This is a genomic window from Chitinophaga sp. 05T412 (assembly GCF_056396465.1).
Genome location: NZ_JBFTLN010000003.1, coordinates 489,577 through 507,083, shown reverse-complemented (window position 1 = coordinate 507,083; position 17,507 = coordinate 489,577). Strand labels below are relative to the sequence as shown.

Genomic DNA, 17,507 nt, shown 5'->3' with positions numbered 1-17,507 from the left:
TAAAAAGACAATTATAAAATTGTTATATTGGATTTTATAAATTCACACGTATGAAATCATTTTTGGGAAAGATGGCAATAACCGGTGTTAGTATATTATTCACCGGCAGCGCGGTACAAGCGCAACTGCAGCAGGACTATCCAATAAAACCCGTAGCGTTTACCCAGGTGAAAGTCAACGATCAGTTTTGGGCGCCCAAAATAACCACCAATGCCCGTGTAACGATACCGTATACACTGGAACAATGCAAACAAACAGGCAGAATAGATAACTTTTTACGCGCCGCAGGTAAACTCCCCGGTGATAAATTCACCGAATATACTTTTGATGATACCGACCTCTATAAGATTATAGAAGGCGCCTCCTATGGCTTGCAAACACAGCCCAATCCTGCATTGGAACAATACCTGGATACCCTCATCACCATCATTGGCAACGCCCAGGAGCCCGATGGATATCTCTATACTTTCCGCACCATGAAGCCTGCCAAACCGCATCACTGGATGGGGAGCAAGCGTTGGGAAAAAGAAGAGGAACTAAGTCACGAATTATATAATTCTGGTCACCTCTTTGAGGCCGCGGTAGCACATTATCAGGCTACGGGCAAGAAAACACTGCTCAACATCGCTACCAGAAACGCTGATCTGCTGGTAAGCGTATTCGGCTGGGGCAAAGAAGAAAAATATCCGGGTCATCAGATCGTGGAAACAGGCCTCACCCGCCTGTACCGCATAACCGGCAACAAAGCCTATCTCGATCTGGCTAAGTTCTTCCTGGATGTGCGCGGCCCGGGATCGAAATACAGCACGGTTTATAATCAGGCACACAAGAAAGTAACAGCACAGCATGAAGCGGTAGGACATGCGGTGCGCGCCACCTACATGTATACCGGCATGGCAGACGTAGCGGCATTGACAGGCGATCATCAATACCTGTCAGCCATTGATGATATCTGGGAAGATGTAGTCAACCGTAAATTGTACATCACCGGCGGTATTGGCGCCATGGGCGACGGAGAAGCTTTCGGCCCCGCGTATGATTTACCCAACGCCACCGCCTACGCGGAAACCTGCGCGGCTATCGCCAATGTATATTGGAACAACCGCATGTTCCTGCTGCACGGCGATGCTAAATACATTGATATACTGGAACGCACTCTGTACAACGGATTACTCTCAGGCGTTTCTTTAAGCGGCGACCGGTTCTTTTATCCCAATCCGCTGGCCGCCAACGGCCAATATCAGCGAAGCGCCTGGTTTGGCTGCGCATGCTGCATCTCCAACATGACCCGCTTCCTGCCATCCATGCCGGGATATGTATACGCACAGAAAGACAATGACCTATACGTTAACCTGTTCGTGGGCGATTCCGCCAGCATACAACTCTCCGCCGGCAAAGTGGATATCATACAGCAAACGCAATATCCCTGGAATGGTAAAGATGAGATCACCATTCATCCCGCCAAAACCACCGCATTCCGCCTGAAAATACGTATCCCCGGTTGGGCGGAGAACCGCCCCGTTCCCGGTAACCTGTATTTTGAAGACAACAGCACTGCCGTTAATATCCCAATTTTGGTAAATGGAAAGCCCGTTGCCTATACCATGGAGAAAGGATATGCCGTCATTAACCGCACCTGGAAAAAGAAGGATAGGGTAGTAGTGGACTTTCCCATGCCCGTAAAAAAAGTATTAGCCGCTGCCCCGGTAAAGGACGATCAATCCCGCTTTGCGCTGGAACGTGGTCCCATCATGTATTGCCTGGAAAGCCCGGACAACAAAACTGCCACTGTGCAAAATATTGTAGTAGATAAAAAAGCTGTGGTGAATGCCATCTTCCAGCCTCAACTACTCAATGGCGTAATGACCCTGCAAATGCAGGATAGCATGGCGCACCAAACGGTAACGGCTATACCATATTATGCCTGGGCAAATCGCGGCGCTTCCGCCATGACCGTTTGGATACCTTTTGAAACAGCAGCTGTACAGCCTGCACCCGCACCAGCCACCAATCGTTAAGCAGGTATCAGACAGGTAAGGCGCAAGGGAAATGAGCCTCCCTTGCGCCTTACTATTTGCGACAAACTTTACAAGTGAAGAATATAAAATGTCACTTTGTATTGCAAAGTGCTTTTTATTTTATAATTTTACCCCGTATTCAAAACCTATATATGGAAACTGGAATTTCCAGACGCCTGCCGGGCATTTTTGTGTTCGGCCTGGTATGCCTATGTCTGGCGCTAACAACACTAACAATCGCCGTTTACAGGAAAACTGATGCCGGTAATAATTTTAGTTTTTTGGTCAATCACTTCATATTATTGATTTATTTTTTTGGCATTTGGATGAATGGGGACCTGAAACCTAACCCGGATCGACGAAAGGTAGTCAGCCTATTTGTGGTACTCCTGTTGATAGATGCCTACACCGTTAACACAGAGATATCAGTATTTGATGCTACTACACCTTGGTTTGTAATTGTTTTGGGGATGATGTGCATCAATCTGCTGGCATTTTCCTGGTTTGAGGAATTTCCGGAATGGGCGAAGTGTTTGCAATGCGCCGTGCTGGGCTTTACTTTCCTGGCGCCGGTATACCTCGCTTGTTACCTGTTGAAAATGTATCTTATCAGCTTCATTGCACTGATTGCAATAGGCATTTCCCTGGTCACCTTTTCTCCCATATTTGTTATCTGGTTCCATACCAGAATGGTACGTATCCTGGTATGGCCAATTTATCGTTACCGCTTTATTTATTTGATCTCCATGGGACTGGCTGCCATGGTGATTGTTACCCATGCTTTTTTATATGGAACGAAGGTAAATGCGCTGGACCGTATTTATAGTGAAAACCCCTCCGGTACCACTGATCTACCCAGCTGGATAAGAGTAGCGCAGGAACCGCTGTTTGGACCAGTGACCGAGATGATCTTAAAAACCAACATCACTTACACAGCGCCGGATATGTCCCAGTTTGGGTTTTTCGATATGCCGAAACGGGAATACGACAGTGAAGTAAAACATGATCCGCTGTTCGTCCTGTCGGCCTTTATCTTTGGCCGTACTACAATTCCGGAAGAAGATCGGGTAAAGATTTTGAGTGTAGCATATGATAAACGCCACTTTGCAGAAGATCGGCTTTGGACCGGCAGGCATTTAGCCACTACCGCCGTAAAATCCCGCGTGGACCTCTGGCCCCGGTACCACCTGGCCTACACCGAGCATACAATTGTTGTTAACAATGACGGTAACGAAAGCTGGCGGCCCGGGAACGAGGAAGCCATCTATACATTCCACCTGCCGGAAGGAGGTGTAGTGACCTCCCTGTCTCTTTGGATCAATAACAAAGAAGAAAAAGGAATATTAACCACCAAACAAAAAGCAGATAGCGCCTATAAGGAAATTGTTGGCCACCAATACCGCGATCCTTCTGTGGTTCACTGGAAGGAAGGAAACCGGGTAGTGGTGCGCGTATTCCCGGTGCCACCGGACGGAAGCAGACAATTCAAAATCGGCATTACAGCACCGCTGAAAGCAGAGAGTGGACAGCTGGTGTACGAACCCTCCTGGTTTGAAGGTCCGCCTGCAGAACAGGCTACCTACGATGTAACCCTGAACATGCAACACTGGCCCACCGAAATGACTACACCTGCCGGATTCTTTCACAACAAAGACAACCAGCTATCGTACCTCGGCAACTACCACAACTGGGCCCTGAAAATCCCCAACGAAACCATAGATAACGCCGCCTTTAATTTTAACGGTCAACGATATACGCTGTTGCCGTATACACCGGCCTATGAATTCTTTACACCTGCCAATTATTATCTCGATATTAATCAAAGCTGGCAGTACAGCGACTATCAGCAAATAATAGCGCAACTGGAAAATAAACCGGTATGGATATTTCATCCTCAAAAAGGCATGGTAGCGGTAGACGCGCAAAATAAGAAAGCGCTTTTCGAAGAGCTGCAGGCATTGAACTTTTCTGTGTTTCCATTTCATCACATTCCACAACCCGCCACGGCAATAGTGATTACGGCTTCTGGCCAGACCTCGCCACAGCTGAGCGATTTAGGGGAAACTTATTTCCAGGACAGCCTGCGCAGTTGCTTTAATAAACAACGCATACGACTATACGATATTGGCGCCACTTTATCACCTTATCTCGCTACATTAAAAGAGTCGCGGTCACTGATCTACGAAAAGGGAACGATGAAGCAGTTGCTGTCTCAAATCAGTAAAAACAGTTTCCTGAAACCAGAAGAGGACAGCAGTCAGCTCATCATGGCGCAATCCGGCATCCGTATTGCTCACAGCACAGACAGTACCGCGGCGCAAGGGCCGGATCACCTGGCTCGGTTGTTTGCCTACAACTACATATTACAGGAATTGGGCCCCAGGGTAGCCACCGCTGATGGCAGCAGGGATAGCCTGCTGGTGAAGGTGGCCCAAGAAGCCTATGTGGTATCACCACTATCCAGTTTGATTGTGCTGGAAACACAGGCCGACTATGATCAGTTTGGTATTAAAGAAGATAACAATGCCCTGAAGAACGCCTCCATGAAAGGACATGGCGCCGTACCAGAACCGCATGAATGGGCCTTGTTTATAGTCGCCGTAGCCTTGCTCGCCTACGTGAGATTTGAGAAACTGCTGTTCCGCAAAAAAGAAAAAGTATGCTAACGTTATTGTATACACGGTGTACAAATAGAGGGGCAAAACTGCCGGCAACCTGGTTGCTGGCAGTTTATTGTTGTGTGGCCTTCTACGAATTACAACACTATTTCGCGTGGCGCAGCGCTTTTTTTGGATTGTCGCTGTTGGCCATGGGCATGGTGTTCCGGGTGAATGAGGCATTGAAAGGAAGTACCCGTTGTGGCTGGGCAGCGTTGCTATTTTTGTTGCTCTCGGTTATCATGCCGGTACTAACATTACGTTACCTGGTATTGATGTCCGCTACATTTTTTGTGGTGGAATATTTTTATGGTCGTTTGCAGTGGCTCACGTTTATCACGGCCCTGCTGATTACACCCGTCATCGACTACGTGGTGAATGTATTTAGTTTTCCGTTGCGCCTCTGGCTGACGGGCATTGCGGGCAATATCCTGGCAACGGTGAATCCGGCGGTGACTACCAGCGGCAATATGATTCAGCTGGGGCAGCAGGCATTTTCGGTAGATGTGGCCTGTATGGGGCTGCAAATGATGTTAACGTCGCTGCTTTGCGGGGTGATACTGATTGCCTTTTATCAGCGCCGCTATCAGAAAGTATTACCAATGATGTGGGGGATAGGGGTGCTGCTAACGATTGCAGGATTGAATATCGTCGCCAACCTGTTCCGCATTATTTTGCTGGTGCAATTTGCATTGCCACCGGGCACACTGGCGCATGATGGCATAGGTATTTTGTCGCTGCTCGTATATGTAGTATTGCCCATGATACCGGGCATCAAATGGTTGCTGCAACGTTATGGAAAAGCAACGATTGTTTCCCGGCCGCAGCTGCCACGCCGCTATGCACCAGCATTACAGGGCGTAGTACTGATAGGAATTATTGCTGCCCAGGTATGGGGGTGGCATCCCGCAGTTGCCGGCAATGGCATCGATTCGGCGGTGAAAACGCTGCCTGGCTATGTACGCACCAACGAAAGTGATCTCGTTATAAAGCAAACGACTGCCAATGCCTTGCTATATGTAAAACCTATCCGTGGTTTTTATTTTACGGACCATCAGCCGATGATTTGCTGGAAGGGGAGTGGCTTCGAATTCTCCAATGTCCGGGAACGTACCATTCAGGGTGTGCAAATGTATACCGCCACCCTGCAAAAAGATAATGATCGCCTGTATACTGCCTGGTGGTATGAAAGCAGTACCCATCGCAGTAGTAGCCAGCTGGAATGGCGATGGGACGCACTCCGCAGCGGAAGCCATTACTACCTGGTGAATGTTACAGTGGAAAACCCCGTTTTACTGGAACAAAAAATCAGTGAATTATTGGCAGCGCAGCTTATTCAGTAATTTCCGATTCTTCTTTATGCCGCGGCTGATAATACAGATAGAAATAAGCCAGTATTAAAATGCCCGTTACAAAAGGAATCAGCGCCAGGTGTTTATACGTGACTTCTCCGATGATTACCTGGGCATCAAAGTGGAAGAACTCACTGATCATCCAATAGGAGTTGGCGGATATCCAGACGGTAATGGCTACGTTGTGGCATAACTCCGACATAAACCGACGCGTACGCCATGCAATCACGATGGCTATAATGAGTGTAGGAAAAATCATGGCAATGCCCAATGGCTTCCAGATCATACACCAGCTGATATCTTTCAATAACCAGAAAACAATATGCAGGTTTTCCATTTTACGATAACTCAAAGGAATACTGTATACCGGTGATGTGGTGGCTTGTTTGCTCATGTGTGTAGTTCGGTTAATTTTATCTGGTTGAAATAGGGGATAAAGATATTCTTTATCTTCGTTTTGTACCAGCAAAACTCCGGCTATGAATGAATTTTACTGGAATTACCAGCAGACAAAGTTTCATGGTATCCACTGGGTTCCTCAACAGCACCGCCGTGTGATGATCATTGTGCACGGAATTGGGGAACACATCGGACGTTATGACCATGTGGCGGAATTTTTTATGAAAGAAGGCTTTGCGGTAATAGGAATTGATCATTACGGTCATGGCAAAAGTGATGGCCCCAAAGGTGGTTCCAAAGGCTTTGCATTTATGTTCGACTACCTGCAGGCGTTTTTGCAATATGTAAAAGATACCTGGCAACAACCGATTGTTATGTATGGTCATAGTATGGGAGGTGGCGTATTAACCGGCTTCTTACTGAAACGGCATCCGGATATTCAGGCCGCCGTAATTTCCGCGCCTGCCCTGATTATCGGCATGCGCCCCGGTGCATTCCTCAGAGGTATCCTAAAGGTAACCAGTACATTGGCGCCTAATCTTCGGATAAAGCAGGGACTGGATATCAACAAAATTTCACATGATAAGGCGGCTGTGGAAAAGTTCAGGGCAGATCCGCTGCGACACGAAAAACTGAGCTTACGTTTGGCGAATGATATGATTCAAAACGGCGCCTGGTGCCTGTTACATGCCGATGAACTGAAAGTGCCCACCTTATTAATTCATGGCAACGCCGATGAATTTACGGCTGTGGAAGGCTCCCGTTTGTTTGCCGGCAGAGCACCCGCCACATTGCTTACCTACCGCGAATGGGAGGGCATGTATCATGAAATGCATAATGAACCGGATAGCCGGGATGTTTTATTGTTTGTAGCAGGTTGGTTGAGTAATGTTAGAAATTAGTAATTTCGATGTTACAATTCTATTAATTATGAAAATCCAAAGTTCTATGAAGTGGCTCTTGCCTGCTATTGTCATGTTTTGTGCAACAAAAGCAAGTGCGCAGCAAATTGATCTCGGTGCCAGAGGCGGCATCAGTATTCCAAACCTCACCGCCGGCGGCAGTGAAGAAAATCCACTCAACAAAGGTTACAAATCACGTCAGGGACCAGATTTCGGTATCTTTGGTGAATACCATTTCAGCAAACTCTTTTCTGTGGAAGCAATGATCAACTATTCTTCCCAGGGAGGTAAAAAAGATGGCTTACAGGCGTTTCCTCTTACGCCTGACCAGGCAGCACAATTACAAGCAGCAGGGGTGCCTGCGGGAACAAAATACCTTTATGCTAATTTCGAAAGTCAGGCAAAGCTGAACTACCTGATGGTGCCTATCCTGGCTAAATTCGGCTGGAATCTGGGGCCTAAGTCGCCTTTACGCTTATACGTAGATGCAGGTCCGTTCTTCGGATTCCTGTTGAGCGGTAAACAAGTGGTGACCGGTGGTACTCAACCCCTTTACATGGATGATAAAGGCACGATAAAGTTGCCTGTTTCCCAGAATTTCGACAATACCGTTGATATCAAAGATCAGTTGAACACTTTCAACTTCGGTGTAAGCGGAAACGTAGGACTGGCATACCTCTTCGGACGTAACCAGGTATTTGTTGAAGGCGGTGGAAACTATGGCTTCCTCAATATCCAGAAAGGAAKCGCGAATGGTAAAAACAATACCGGTGCAGCTACTGCATCTATTGGATATGCTTATCGCATTAAAAAGTAAGCTGAAAGCATAAAGCAGAAAGCATAAAGCTATTGTAGCGAATGATCAAAGCGGATAGATATTCAATTCTATGCTTTGATCATTCGCTACAATAGCTTTATGCTTTCTGCTTTATGCTTTCTGCTTTATGCTCTACGGGTTTGTCGACCACAAGCCGGCTGACTTCACCAGCACTCTTCTGTTCAACTTCAGTTGCGCTACCACAAATTCTGCGAGATCTTCCGGTTGTAACACCTTATCCGGATTGCCATCCGTTAATTTCAGGTCCTTCGCCATATCAGTGGCAATGGTACTTGGTGTTAAGGCGCTTACCCGGATATTATGTTTTCTTACTTCCAGCATCAGCGATTCTGTTAAGCCCAGCAGTCCGAATTTGGAAGCGCTATAAGCGCTGGTTAACGGAGCGCCCCGTTGTCCGGCAGTAGAAGAAATATTGATGATATCACCGGTTTGTCTGGCGATCATATCCGGTAATATCGCACGTGTTACATAGTAAACACCCATCAGGTTTACCTGAATGATTTGTTCCCATTGGGCCGGCTCCAGGTCCATAAATCCGCCAAAAGCGGCGATACCTGCATTGTTGATCAGGATATCTATTGCTCCTATTTCTTTGGTGAGATGGGCAACCGCTGTATTCACCGCGTTCATGTCACTCACGTCTGCGGTGGCATATGCCACTTTTACGCCCATGCCTTTGAGCTCCCCGGCCACTTCTTCCAGTGAACCTGCACTACGTCCCATCAGGGCAATATCTACACCTTCCTGTGCCAGCGCCAATGCCAGCGCACGACCAATGCCTTTACCACCACCGGTGATCAGGGCCTTCTTTCCTTTTAAAGATTCCATAATGCCTTCGTTTCTTAATGACAAAAAATACCTGGCAAAGGTACAACCCTTTGTTACATTTACAGATTATCTTCGCATTATATCCACTATATAACAGTACCCGACAATGATCAAAATATCTAATGAAAAACTTACTGTGGTAATAAATCCACAGGGCGCAGAATTGCAAAGCGTCATCCGCAACGATAACGGACTCGAATATTTATGGAGCGGAGACCCCGCGGTGTGGGGCAAGAAAAGCCCCGTTCTCTTCCCGATAGTAGGCGGACTGAAAGACAATACCTACCATTACAATGGTCAGTCGTATACCCTCGGTCGCCATGGCTTTGCCAGAGAACAACTGTTCCGCACTCTGACGCAGGAAACGGACCACGTCAGTCTCCATCTCACAGATAATCCAACTACCCTCGCGGTATATCCTTTTCATTTCGATTTTATCGTCGAATACCTCCTGCAGGATGATCAACTACAGGTAACTTACCGGGTTGTCAACAAAGACGATAAAACATTGCTCTTCTCCGTAGGCGCTCACCCGGCTTTTAAAATACCTCTGGTGGCAGGTACCGCATACAACGACTACTACCTCTACTTCAATAAAGAAGAAACCGCTGGTAGATGGCCTTTGTCTCCTGGCGGACAAATAGAAATGGCGCCCGTGCCCATGCTGGAACATACCCATGAACTAGCCCTGCAAAAATCATTGTTTTACCAGGATGCACTGGTATTCAAAAATCTGGCCTCTACAGCTATCAGCATTAAAAGCAAAGCGACCCCGCATGGCCTTACCATGGAATTCGAAGGATTCCCGTATATGGGCATCTGGGCGGCAAAAGATGGCGATTTTGTATGTATTGAACCCTGGTGTGGGATTGCAGATAATGTAGCGGCTACAGGAGCGCTGGAAGAGAAGGAAGGGATTAATCAGCTGGCGCCCGGCAGCAGCTTTGAAAGAACCTGGACAGCGACGATATTTTAAGAAAATTACGAATTACGAATTACGGATTTGTGGGTAGATATCAGCGAATGTTGATCTTCGCGTTTATCATCTACCCACAAATCCGTAATTCGTAATTCGTAATTCGTAATTTTTTAGAAGTTATATCCGGCTTTCAGCCCAAAGAAGCCACGAGTGCCATCTTTGAACCATGCTTCATACTTGGCTTCTACATCCAGACCGAGTAAACGGATACCCAAACCTGGTGCTACCAGTCCGCCTACACCATTGTAGTTCTTTCCGGTATACTGTACAGTACCACCTTCTACTTTTACATACAACAGCGAAATCAGCTTATAACGCAAGCCTAAACGAATAGGTACGGTATTTAAATCTTTGTAGTCATAGCCTACACCGTTAGTCGTACCGCTTTTACCACCAAAATGGAAGTAGCTCACGGAACCTACAGCAGTTAAGCCTGCTACCAGTTTTACGTCAGCTCCCAAACCAATACCATAGCCAGTGTTATGGGTATTACTAAAGTCGCCTGTAGGGAAGCCCGCTTCTACAAAAGGACCGATACTGAAACGCTTCAATTGTGCCTGCGATGATTGCGTGCTGATACAGATCACCAATAGCATGGTTGCAAATGACAGGAAGATTTTTTTCATAAGAAACTAATTTTCAAAGGAATGGTTGACTACAAATTAGCTGTAAAAATAAGGAACTAATTTTAAATGAGTCATCGATTATATTTTTAGGGTTGTTGATTTTACTGATTATATTTAATTGTTATAGGAGTAAAGCACCGCTTTACCCGCCATAATCACTATTTATCACCAATCACCCGCTAAAAATTCAATCCGCGACATGAATTTGTTCAGGAAATTATTTGGGAAAACAACACCTGTACCAGCACCTGCTAAACCCGCAAGTGCACTGCGTTTCCACGAGGAACTACTCGCCACTGTTCCAAGATATCTTTGTAAGCCGGCAGTACCTGTTAACCTGAAATTGACTAATCCCGATACCGGTGAGCCGATGCTATTTTCAGATCTCTACCCACAAAAGGCCGCTACGTGGGAAAGTATCCAATCTGTTGCTGATCGCAGAAGCGTGATCTATTCGGCATTAGATGAGTTGATAGGCAGCAAGCTGGAACTATGGCAGCTCATAGAGCGCTTTACAGATGACCGGTACCCGGAGAAAGCCCTTAATATGGCGCAACAGGAGCATACACCGGAGGATCTGCAAACAGCCGACTACTGGGCTGCTGTAGCAAAAACTAACTTTGTACTTACCAATTATACCGAAGCTGCCGCCAATGCACTGAAGGCGCTGGAATTGACACCCGGCCACAAAAGGGCAGGAATCGTATTGGCAGATACTTACCATTTTACCGATCAACAGGAAAAAGCGCACGAAATTTATGATGAAATATTAGCCACCAAATTGCCAAAGGACACACCGATGGAGTTGTCGATTCATGAACTGCTGGGTTTTGATGGCGATATTCTGCCTTCACCTGTCTACGCTGCTGCATGGCTGAAAGCAGATGCAAATGTGACGGAAGAAACCTGGGACTGGGCAGGACAGGAGTTTTATTATAGCCCGCAATTCCGCTGTCAACACGCCTATTATCTCATAGAAAAGAAGGAACACCTGAAAGGATTTGTGAAGCTATATACACTGGCGAAAGATATGCCCTGGTGTAAGGAGGCTGTTGTTAACAGCTATAGCCTCATTGATCAGCTGGGAATGGGAGATAAATGTGTAGCAGAAAAGGCACTCCTGAAAAACATCATGGAAGAAAACGGGTACTAACAAACAGGGGAATGCAGCGAAGCATTTTCGCTACATTCCCCTGATGCCAATGGCTGAAAAGCAGCTACTACACTGTCATCTCCAAATGCTCCTTCACGGCCTTGGTAGTATGGTTACTTTTCGGATTCGCTTCTATCTTAGGCGGAATCAGCTTATACACTACCGGCGTTACGATGCGCGACAACAACGTAGAACTGATCAGTCCTCCAATCAATACAATCGCCAGCGGGGCAATTAACGGATTAGTAGAAATCGCCACCGGTATCAAACCTCCAATGGCAGTGAGGGAGGTGAGCACAATTGGCAGAAAACGTACTTCTCCGGCTTCACGGATCGCCTCTTCCAATGAATGTCCTTCCATCCGCAGCTGGTTCGTGAAATCAACCAGCAAAATGGTATTCTTTACTTCAATACCCGCCAGGGCAATCAGGCCGATGATCGCTACAAACGACAGCGAGTTACCGGTCAGCCACAGCGCGATGGCGGCTCCTACAATACCCAGCGGTATCACAGACAATACAATCAGCATGCTTTTGAAGGTTTTGAATTGCAGGATCAGCACGGCCACAAAGAGGAATACGGTGACAATAATGATACTCATGAATCCACCAAAGGAGTTTTTCCGGCTCTCTACCTCACCCCCCATTTCATACGAATAACCGGAAGGAAGGTGCTGTGCATCCATTTGTTTTATTACGTCTGCAATGACCTGGTCGGTCAGGAAACCCTTCCGGATAAAGGCGCTCACGGCTACTACCCGGTTCTTTTCCTGGTGACGGATCGTCAGGGGAGATGTTTCCAGCTGCAGCTGTGCTACCTGTGAAAGCGGAATCGCGGTCCCCTGGCTGTTATTGACATACAAATCTTTGAACACATCCATGGTAGGCTTACCTGTTTTTTGCTTCGTGAGCAGGATGTCGTAGTCATTGTCGTTCTGATCATTGTACTGGCCGAGGTTAATACCGGCAATGGCTAAACGAACCACGCGGTCGATGTTTGCGGTGGGAATACCCAGCTGTTGCGCCTTTTCACGATCTATCTTTACCCGGATATCCGACTTAAGGGTACTCACTGGGTTGTTGATGTAAATAGTGCCCGGTGTTTTTTCCAACAGCTTTTCAACGTTGGCTGCCATGGAACGTAGGGTATCCAGATTGTCGCCAAATAAACGCACTTCCACCGGCGCCACCATCGGCGGACCTTGTTCAAAGTTCTTCACTTCTACTTTCGCTCCCGGATAAGGGGTCCACTTTTTACGCAGGGCTTCAATCAGCTTATTTTTTTCAGCCGGATTGGCATGTTCATCAAGCTGTACAAAGATCTGCGCATAATCGCTTCTCTCGTTTTCCTGCGTTTCATTATAGTAAATGCGTGGGTTGCCTTTACCGATGTTGCTGGCGTACGATTTGATCGCCTTTTCCTGCTTCAGTTCCTTTTCTATCTGCTGTACTACTTCGTTGGTATAAGTCAGATTGGATTGTGGCGGCGTAAATATGTTGATTAAAAATTGTGGTTTTTCGGAAGATGGGAACAGGCTGAAGCCAATCACTTTAAACAATCCGATGGCCGCCCCAAAGATCACCAACGATACCACCATGGTAATCACCGGACGATGCAACGCTTTGTCCAATAGCTTCGCATAGCTGCCGTGGATCATTCTTTTCAGCAAGCGCATAAAGAAGTTGCCTTCCGGATTGCCGGTATGTTCTTTCAGCAAACGACTGGAAAGGAAAGGTATAATTGTCAGCGATACCGCCATAGATGCCAGTACACTGAATATCACCGCCAGTGGGAGACTGCGGATAAAATCACCACTGCCTTCCGGCATAAATACTAACGGCATGAAAGCAATGATGAGGGCAGCTGTGCAGCCTACTACAGCTAAGCCAATCTGCGAAGTGGCTTTCAGGGTAGCTTCCATGCGGCTGTGCCCTTCCAGCATCCAGCGCTCTATATTCTCCACTACTACAATACTATCATCCACCAGCAGCCCCAATGCCACTACCAGTCCTACGATACTCAGCTGGTTGAGGTTAAATCCAAACAGCTGGAGCAACACAATGCCAATAGACAATGACAACGGAATAGAGATCATCACAATCAGGGCCGGCCGCTGTCCTAAAGGCAGTAAGGTAAAGGCCACCAACAGGATAGCAATAATGAAATCCTTGCCCAGACCGCTTAAGCGATTGTTTACAGCAGTGGCCTGGTCAAAGTACTGCACCATGTCAATATTCGCTGGCAACGTTTTTTTGAATTGCTCAATAACAGGTTTGTATTGCTGCTGTGTTTTAGTAATATTTTCGCCGGACTTTTGTGCAGCAGAAACGACTACGCACCGGTGCCCATTTAATCGCACAAAATATTTTTCATCTTCAAAACCATAATAAACGCGGGCAATATCTTTCAGGAAAACATTTTTGCCGTTAGCGTTAGATACAATGGTGTTGCTGATTTCTTCTATGTTTTGATAGTTGCCACTGGTTTTGATATTGAAGCTTTTTTCACCGGCATCAATACTACCACCGGGTATATTGGCCATTTCACTTTGTACGGCGGCCATCACAGCGTTCACCGGAAGGTGCAGCTGCGCCATTTTGTCCAGCTGCAATTCCACGCGCACCTGTTGATCCGGTAAGCCATGCAGCTTTACATTTTTCAGGGAAGATACTTTCTCCAGTTCATCCTGCAGTTTATCGGCATAGTAGCGGAGCTTATCGCGGGAGGCATTCTCCGAGATCAATGCTACCTGAAGTACGTTTACATCGGAAGGTTCCTGTTTGTGTACTTCTATGCTGTAGATGTCGGCGGGCAGGTCTTTCCGCTTGTTATTCACTTCTCTTACCAGCTCCTGGTATTTCTGATCTACGTTGGAGCTGTACTTATATTCTACCCGCATCACAGCTACGCCATCGCTGATGGAAGTGCGTATGCGTTTGATATCATCCAGTGCATAGATCTCTTTTTCCAAAGGGTCTACCACCAGGTCTTCCATGTCTTTAGGGCTGGTACCGGGATATACCACTACGAGGGTATATTGCGGGGCTCTCATTTCCGGATCTTCCGAGCGGGGCATATTGAGGATGGTAGTGATGCCCAGCACAATGATCATAATAAATATCACCAGGGTGAACTGGTAGTTTTTGACGGCGTATCTGGATATTTTCATGATAGTAGTTGTTATTGGATGATACGGATGGGAGATTGATCCTTGAGGTAGGCGCTACCGGAAATAATGAGCGCTTTTGCCTGTTCCATGCCATTGCTGATGAGCACATTTTCTTTTTCCATGCCGGCAATGGTGACAGGTATTTTCTGGGCGGTTTTGTTGTCGTTGGTCACAAATACAAAACCGCTGCTACCGTTGCCATCCAGGAGGGCGGCATAAGGAATGCTCCAGGCGGTATTGTTGCCAGTAGCAGCGCCAGTGTTGATATGGCAACGGCCAAACATGCCGGCCGCGATGGCGGCGGGCTTGTTGCCGGAGAGTTGTACATCGATGAGGAAGGTGCCGCTTTGTGCATCCACTCCTTCTGACTTGCGTGTAACCGTTCCAGTGAGTGTATCACCAGGGATACCGGAAATTTCCAGGGTAGCTTTGTCGCCGTTTTTCACCTGTGCCCATTCTCTATCGCTAACGCCTACACGTAATAACCAATGTGCGCTGCTGGCGCCGTTGGTTTGTAGTACCGGGGTACCGGCATTGACCATTTGGCCGCTGCTGACCAGCTTATGCAGTACGTAGCCATCCTGGGTGGCGTGAATAGCGGAGTAGCTGCGGTTAAACTGCGAAGTACTCAGTTGTTGTTTGGCCTGATCCATCGCGGTCTTGCTGTTTTCCAGCTGTTCCTGTGTGGCCACACTGTCACTGTGCAGGCGTACAATGCGCTGGTAGTCCCGTTGTGCTTTTTCAAAAGCCAGCTGGTCTTTTTGTACCTGCGCATCTATTTCGGTGAGGTTCAGGGTAGCCAGCAGTTGACCTTTGCGTACCGGATCACCTTCTTTCACAAGGATACTGCTGATGATGCCATTGGTTTTGAAAGAAAGATATACTTCATCGTCGGTGGTAAACTGACCGGAAGCGTTGATGGTGGTAGCAGTACCTTGTTTGGCCAGTGGCATTATTTTTACCGGGATGGTATCTGAAACGGTGACAGTAGCCGTTGGCTTAGTGCCGCAGGAAAACAGGACCATGGAAATCGGGAGGAGAAGCAATGTATTTTTCATGTGAGTACAATTATTAGTTGTTGTGATTGTCGATATTGTAAGATGCCTGTGCACGTTCTACTCCGGCATACGCTGTTTGCACAGCGGCTTGCGATACGGTGGTTTGCAGTTGTGCCTGGGTGAGTTGATTTTGTGCGTCCAGCAATTCTATATACAGCAGTTGTCCTTCCTTATATACTTTCATCTGATCACGGTAATACCTTTCTGCAAAGGCCAGCTGGCTTTGGGCGGTTTTAAAATTCCGCAGGGCGGTTTGGTAGTTGTTGAGGGCCTGGTATAGCTGTAACTGTAGCTGATCGGTGGTTTGCGATGCCGCATTGGTAATGGAGGCTACATCGTTGGCAGCCTGTTTGATTTTGTATTTGTTTTTATGAGAAGCAAACAGGTTCCATTCCAGGTTTACCCCAAAAAGATAGTAGCGGGTGTTGGCATCGAAGTTGGCGACAGTTCCCTGTGAGCCCAGGTCAATGAAGGTGCTGAGTTTGGGCACCAGGTAGGAGCGTTGTAATTGTTCGTTTAGGCGGTACACGGTAGTGGCGCTTTTATATTGCGCCAGTTCTTCGCGTTCGTTGATATCCTTGCCAGGCAGTTGTTCTGGCGTAGTCAGCAGCGTACTGTCCAGCGTAATATTTTCTTCCAGGCCTCTGTTCAGCAGGAAATTAAAATACGCTTTGGCATTCTGCCGGTTGTTGACGGCTTTGTTGATATCAGCGGCTGTTTTTTCTTTCTCTGTTTGGGAGCGGTACAGGGCGGTGTTATTTCTCACGCCGTTGCGTACCATGCTTTCATTGATACGGATATTTTCATTGATCAGAGAAAGCGCGTTGTTGTAAATAGCTACGGCCTGTGCGGCTTGATAGTATTGATAGTACGCGGTTTTAATATCACGCACCAGTTCCCGTTTGTATACGTTCATGGCTGCTTGTTGCTGCGTGATTTGTTCTTTCTTAATTTTTTGGTTGTAATAAATTTCTGCATTGATCAGTGGTAAACTGGTTCTGATTTTAGCATCATAAAAATTGTCAGGGTTCAGCTGAACGCTTGCATTCTCCAGTGATTTGAAGTTATGGCTGTTTGTCAGCTGATTGAGACTGTTGTACACCGGGTTCATGATGTCGCCGAGTGGAATGTCGATGGTACGTCCTCCTTGTGATTTGGTGTAGCTGCCAAGTAAGGATACGTTGGGACCAAACAGGCTTTTGGCCTCCTGCAATGCCAGTAGCGATTTGGTCAGCTGAAAGCTTTGGTCTTTCAGCCCTTTATTGTTGCTGAAGGCGGATTGTATGTATTGATCCAGCACGGTGTTTTGTGCGAAGGAGCTGAAACCCGCTATGAGCAGGCTTGTTAACAATGCTCCTTTTGTGATTAATGTGTACATAGTGAACGGTGTTTATTTATACCGAAAAAAATAAAGCTGGTAAGGCTTTTATTATCATTGTTGATATACTGAACAGTGTTTAATGCTGCATGTAAAAAAAAGCCGACACGGCTTTTGGACTTATTTTCAACGACACACTACTTTCTCACG

General features: G+C 46.9%; 13 protein-coding genes. 7 read left to right on the top strand and 6 right to left on the bottom strand.

Annotated features, from left to right (window positions below; translation table 11 throughout):
* The first annotated feature begins 50 nt into the window (after nucleotides 1-50).
* The 3 genes from AC1DFM_RS09330 to xrtN all read left to right on the top strand — a co-directional run bounded on the left by AC1DFM_RS09330 (nucleotide 51) and on the right by xrtN (nucleotide 6,018).
* Complete coding sequence (locus AC1DFM_RS09330) at nucleotides 51-2,018, top strand: glycoside hydrolase family 127 protein (protein WP_477076443.1); 1,968 nt, start codon at nucleotides 51-53, stop codon at nucleotides 2,016-2,018.
* 152 nt (nucleotides 2,019-2,170) lie between these two features.
* A complete protein-coding gene (locus AC1DFM_RS09325; RefSeq protein ID WP_477076442.1) occupies nucleotides 2,171-4,684 on the top strand; it encodes an XrtN system VIT domain-containing protein in 2,514 nt (837 codons plus the stop codon).
* Nucleotides 4,678-6,018: an exosortase N gene (gene xrtN, locus AC1DFM_RS09320; RefSeq protein ID WP_477076441.1), complete on the top strand. Its 1,341-nt coding sequence runs from the start codon at nucleotides 4,678-4,680 to the stop codon at nucleotides 6,016-6,018. The genes AC1DFM_RS09325 and xrtN overlap by 7 nt, the downstream gene beginning before the upstream one ends.
* On the opposite strand, the gene AC1DFM_RS09315 is transcribed toward xrtN, so the two are convergent.
* Nucleotides 6,008-6,421: a hypothetical protein gene (locus AC1DFM_RS09315; protein ID WP_477076440.1), complete on the bottom strand. Its 414-nt coding sequence runs from the start codon at nucleotides 6,419-6,421 to the stop codon at nucleotides 6,008-6,010. The genes xrtN and AC1DFM_RS09315 overlap by 11 nt on opposite strands.
* An 85-nt stretch (nucleotides 6,422-6,506) precedes the next feature.
* Here AC1DFM_RS09315 and AC1DFM_RS09310 point away from each other — a divergent pair, with 85 nt between their 5' ends.
* Both AC1DFM_RS09310 and AC1DFM_RS09305 read left to right on the top strand, forming a co-directional pair.
* Nucleotides 6,507-7,328 (top strand): lysophospholipase, encoded by an 822-nt coding sequence (locus tag AC1DFM_RS09310; RefSeq protein ID WP_477076439.1) that lies wholly within the window; start codon nucleotides 6,507-6,509, stop codon nucleotides 7,326-7,328.
* 46 nt (nucleotides 7,329-7,374) lie between these two features.
* Entirely contained in the window at nucleotides 7,375-8,145 is a 771-nt protein-coding gene (locus AC1DFM_RS09305) for a porin family protein (protein ID WP_477076438.1), read from the top strand.
* Nucleotides 8,146-8,277: 132 nt separating this feature from the next.
* Here AC1DFM_RS09305 and AC1DFM_RS09300 read toward each other — a convergent pair whose 3' ends face one another.
* Nucleotides 8,278-8,994 (bottom strand): 3-ketoacyl-ACP reductase, encoded by a 717-nt coding sequence (locus tag AC1DFM_RS09300; protein ID WP_477076437.1) that lies wholly within the window; start codon nucleotides 8,992-8,994, stop codon nucleotides 8,278-8,280.
* Between the two features lie 106 nt (nucleotides 8,995-9,100).
* Here AC1DFM_RS09300 and AC1DFM_RS09295 point away from each other — a divergent pair, with 106 nt between their 5' ends.
* Entirely contained in the window at nucleotides 9,101-9,970 is an 870-nt protein-coding gene (locus AC1DFM_RS09295; RefSeq protein WP_477076436.1) for an aldose 1-epimerase family protein, read from the top strand.
* A gap of 113 nt (nucleotides 9,971-10,083) precedes the next feature.
* Here the strand turns inward: AC1DFM_RS09295 and AC1DFM_RS09290 are convergent, their stop codons facing one another.
* On the bottom strand, nucleotides 10,084-10,599 hold the full coding sequence (locus AC1DFM_RS09290) for a hypothetical protein (RefSeq protein WP_291927939.1): 516 nt from the start codon (nucleotides 10,597-10,599) through the stop codon (nucleotides 10,084-10,086).
* 199 nt (nucleotides 10,600-10,798) lie between these two features.
* On the opposite strand from AC1DFM_RS09290, the gene AC1DFM_RS09285 reads away from it, so the two are divergent.
* Nucleotides 10,799-11,752 carry a tetratricopeptide repeat protein gene (locus tag AC1DFM_RS09285; protein WP_477076435.1) on the top strand — a complete coding sequence of 318 codons (954 nt, stop codon included), beginning with the start codon at nucleotides 10,799-10,801 and terminating at the stop codon, nucleotides 11,750-11,752.
* Nucleotides 11,753-11,819: 67 nt separating this feature from the next.
* Here AC1DFM_RS09285 and AC1DFM_RS09280 read toward each other — a convergent pair whose 3' ends face one another.
* Genes AC1DFM_RS09280 through AC1DFM_RS09270 form a run of 3 tightly spaced genes read right to left on the bottom strand, consistent with a single transcriptional unit; the run spans nucleotide 11,820 to nucleotide 17,357 of the window.
* On the bottom strand, nucleotides 11,820-14,921 hold the full coding sequence (locus tag AC1DFM_RS09280; RefSeq protein ID WP_477076434.1) for an efflux RND transporter permease subunit: 3,102 nt from the start codon (nucleotides 14,919-14,921) through the stop codon (nucleotides 11,820-11,822).
* Between the two features lie 11 nt (nucleotides 14,922-14,932).
* Complete coding sequence (locus tag AC1DFM_RS09275; protein ID WP_477076433.1) at nucleotides 14,933-15,979, bottom strand: efflux RND transporter periplasmic adaptor subunit; 1,047 nt, start codon at nucleotides 15,977-15,979, stop codon at nucleotides 14,933-14,935.
* Nucleotides 15,980-15,992: 13 nt separating this feature from the next.
* Nucleotides 15,993-17,357: a TolC family protein gene (locus tag AC1DFM_RS09270; RefSeq protein WP_477076432.1), complete on the bottom strand. Its 1,365-nt coding sequence runs from the start codon at nucleotides 17,355-17,357 to the stop codon at nucleotides 15,993-15,995.
* Nucleotides 17,358-17,507: the final 150 nt, after the last annotated feature.

Excerpts from the sequence above, each read along its gene's own strand:
- AC1DFM_RS09330 (WP_477076443.1), top strand. The coding sequence starts at position 51 with ATGAAATCATTTTTGGGAAAGATGGCAATAACCGGTGTTAGTATATTA.
- AC1DFM_RS09325 (WP_477076442.1), top strand. The coding sequence starts at position 2,171 with ATGGAAACTGGAATTTCCAGACGCCTGCCGGGCATTTTTGTGTTCGGC.
- xrtN (WP_477076441.1), top strand. The coding sequence starts at position 4,678 with ATGCTAACGTTATTGTATACACGGTGTACAAATAGAGGGGCAAAACTG.
- AC1DFM_RS09315 (WP_477076440.1), bottom strand. The coding sequence starts at position 6,421 with ATGAGCAAACAAGCCACCACATCACCGGTATACAGTATTCCTTTGAGT.
- AC1DFM_RS09310 (WP_477076439.1), top strand. The coding sequence starts at position 6,507 with ATGAATGAATTTTACTGGAATTACCAGCAGACAAAGTTTCATGGTATC.
- AC1DFM_RS09300 (WP_477076437.1), bottom strand. The coding sequence starts at position 8,994 with ATGGAATCTTTAAAAGGAAAGAAGGCCCTGATCACCGGTGGTGGTAAA.
- AC1DFM_RS09295 (WP_477076436.1), top strand. The coding sequence starts at position 9,101 with ATGATCAAAATATCTAATGAAAAACTTACTGTGGTAATAAATCCACAG.
- AC1DFM_RS09290 (WP_291927939.1), bottom strand. The coding sequence starts at position 10,599 with ATGAAAAAAATCTTCCTGTCATTTGCAACCATGCTATTGGTGATCTGT.
- AC1DFM_RS09285 (WP_477076435.1), top strand. The coding sequence starts at position 10,799 with ATGAATTTGTTCAGGAAATTATTTGGGAAAACAACACCTGTACCAGCA.
- AC1DFM_RS09280 (WP_477076434.1), bottom strand. The coding sequence starts at position 14,921 with ATGAAAATATCCAGATACGCCGTCAAAAACTACCAGTTCACCCTGGTG.
- AC1DFM_RS09275 (WP_477076433.1), bottom strand. The coding sequence starts at position 15,979 with ATGAAAAATACATTGCTTCTCCTCCCGATTTCCATGGTCCTGTTTTCC.
- AC1DFM_RS09270 (WP_477076432.1), bottom strand. The coding sequence starts at position 17,357 with ATGTACACATTAATCACAAAAGGAGCATTGTTAACAAGCCTGCTCATA.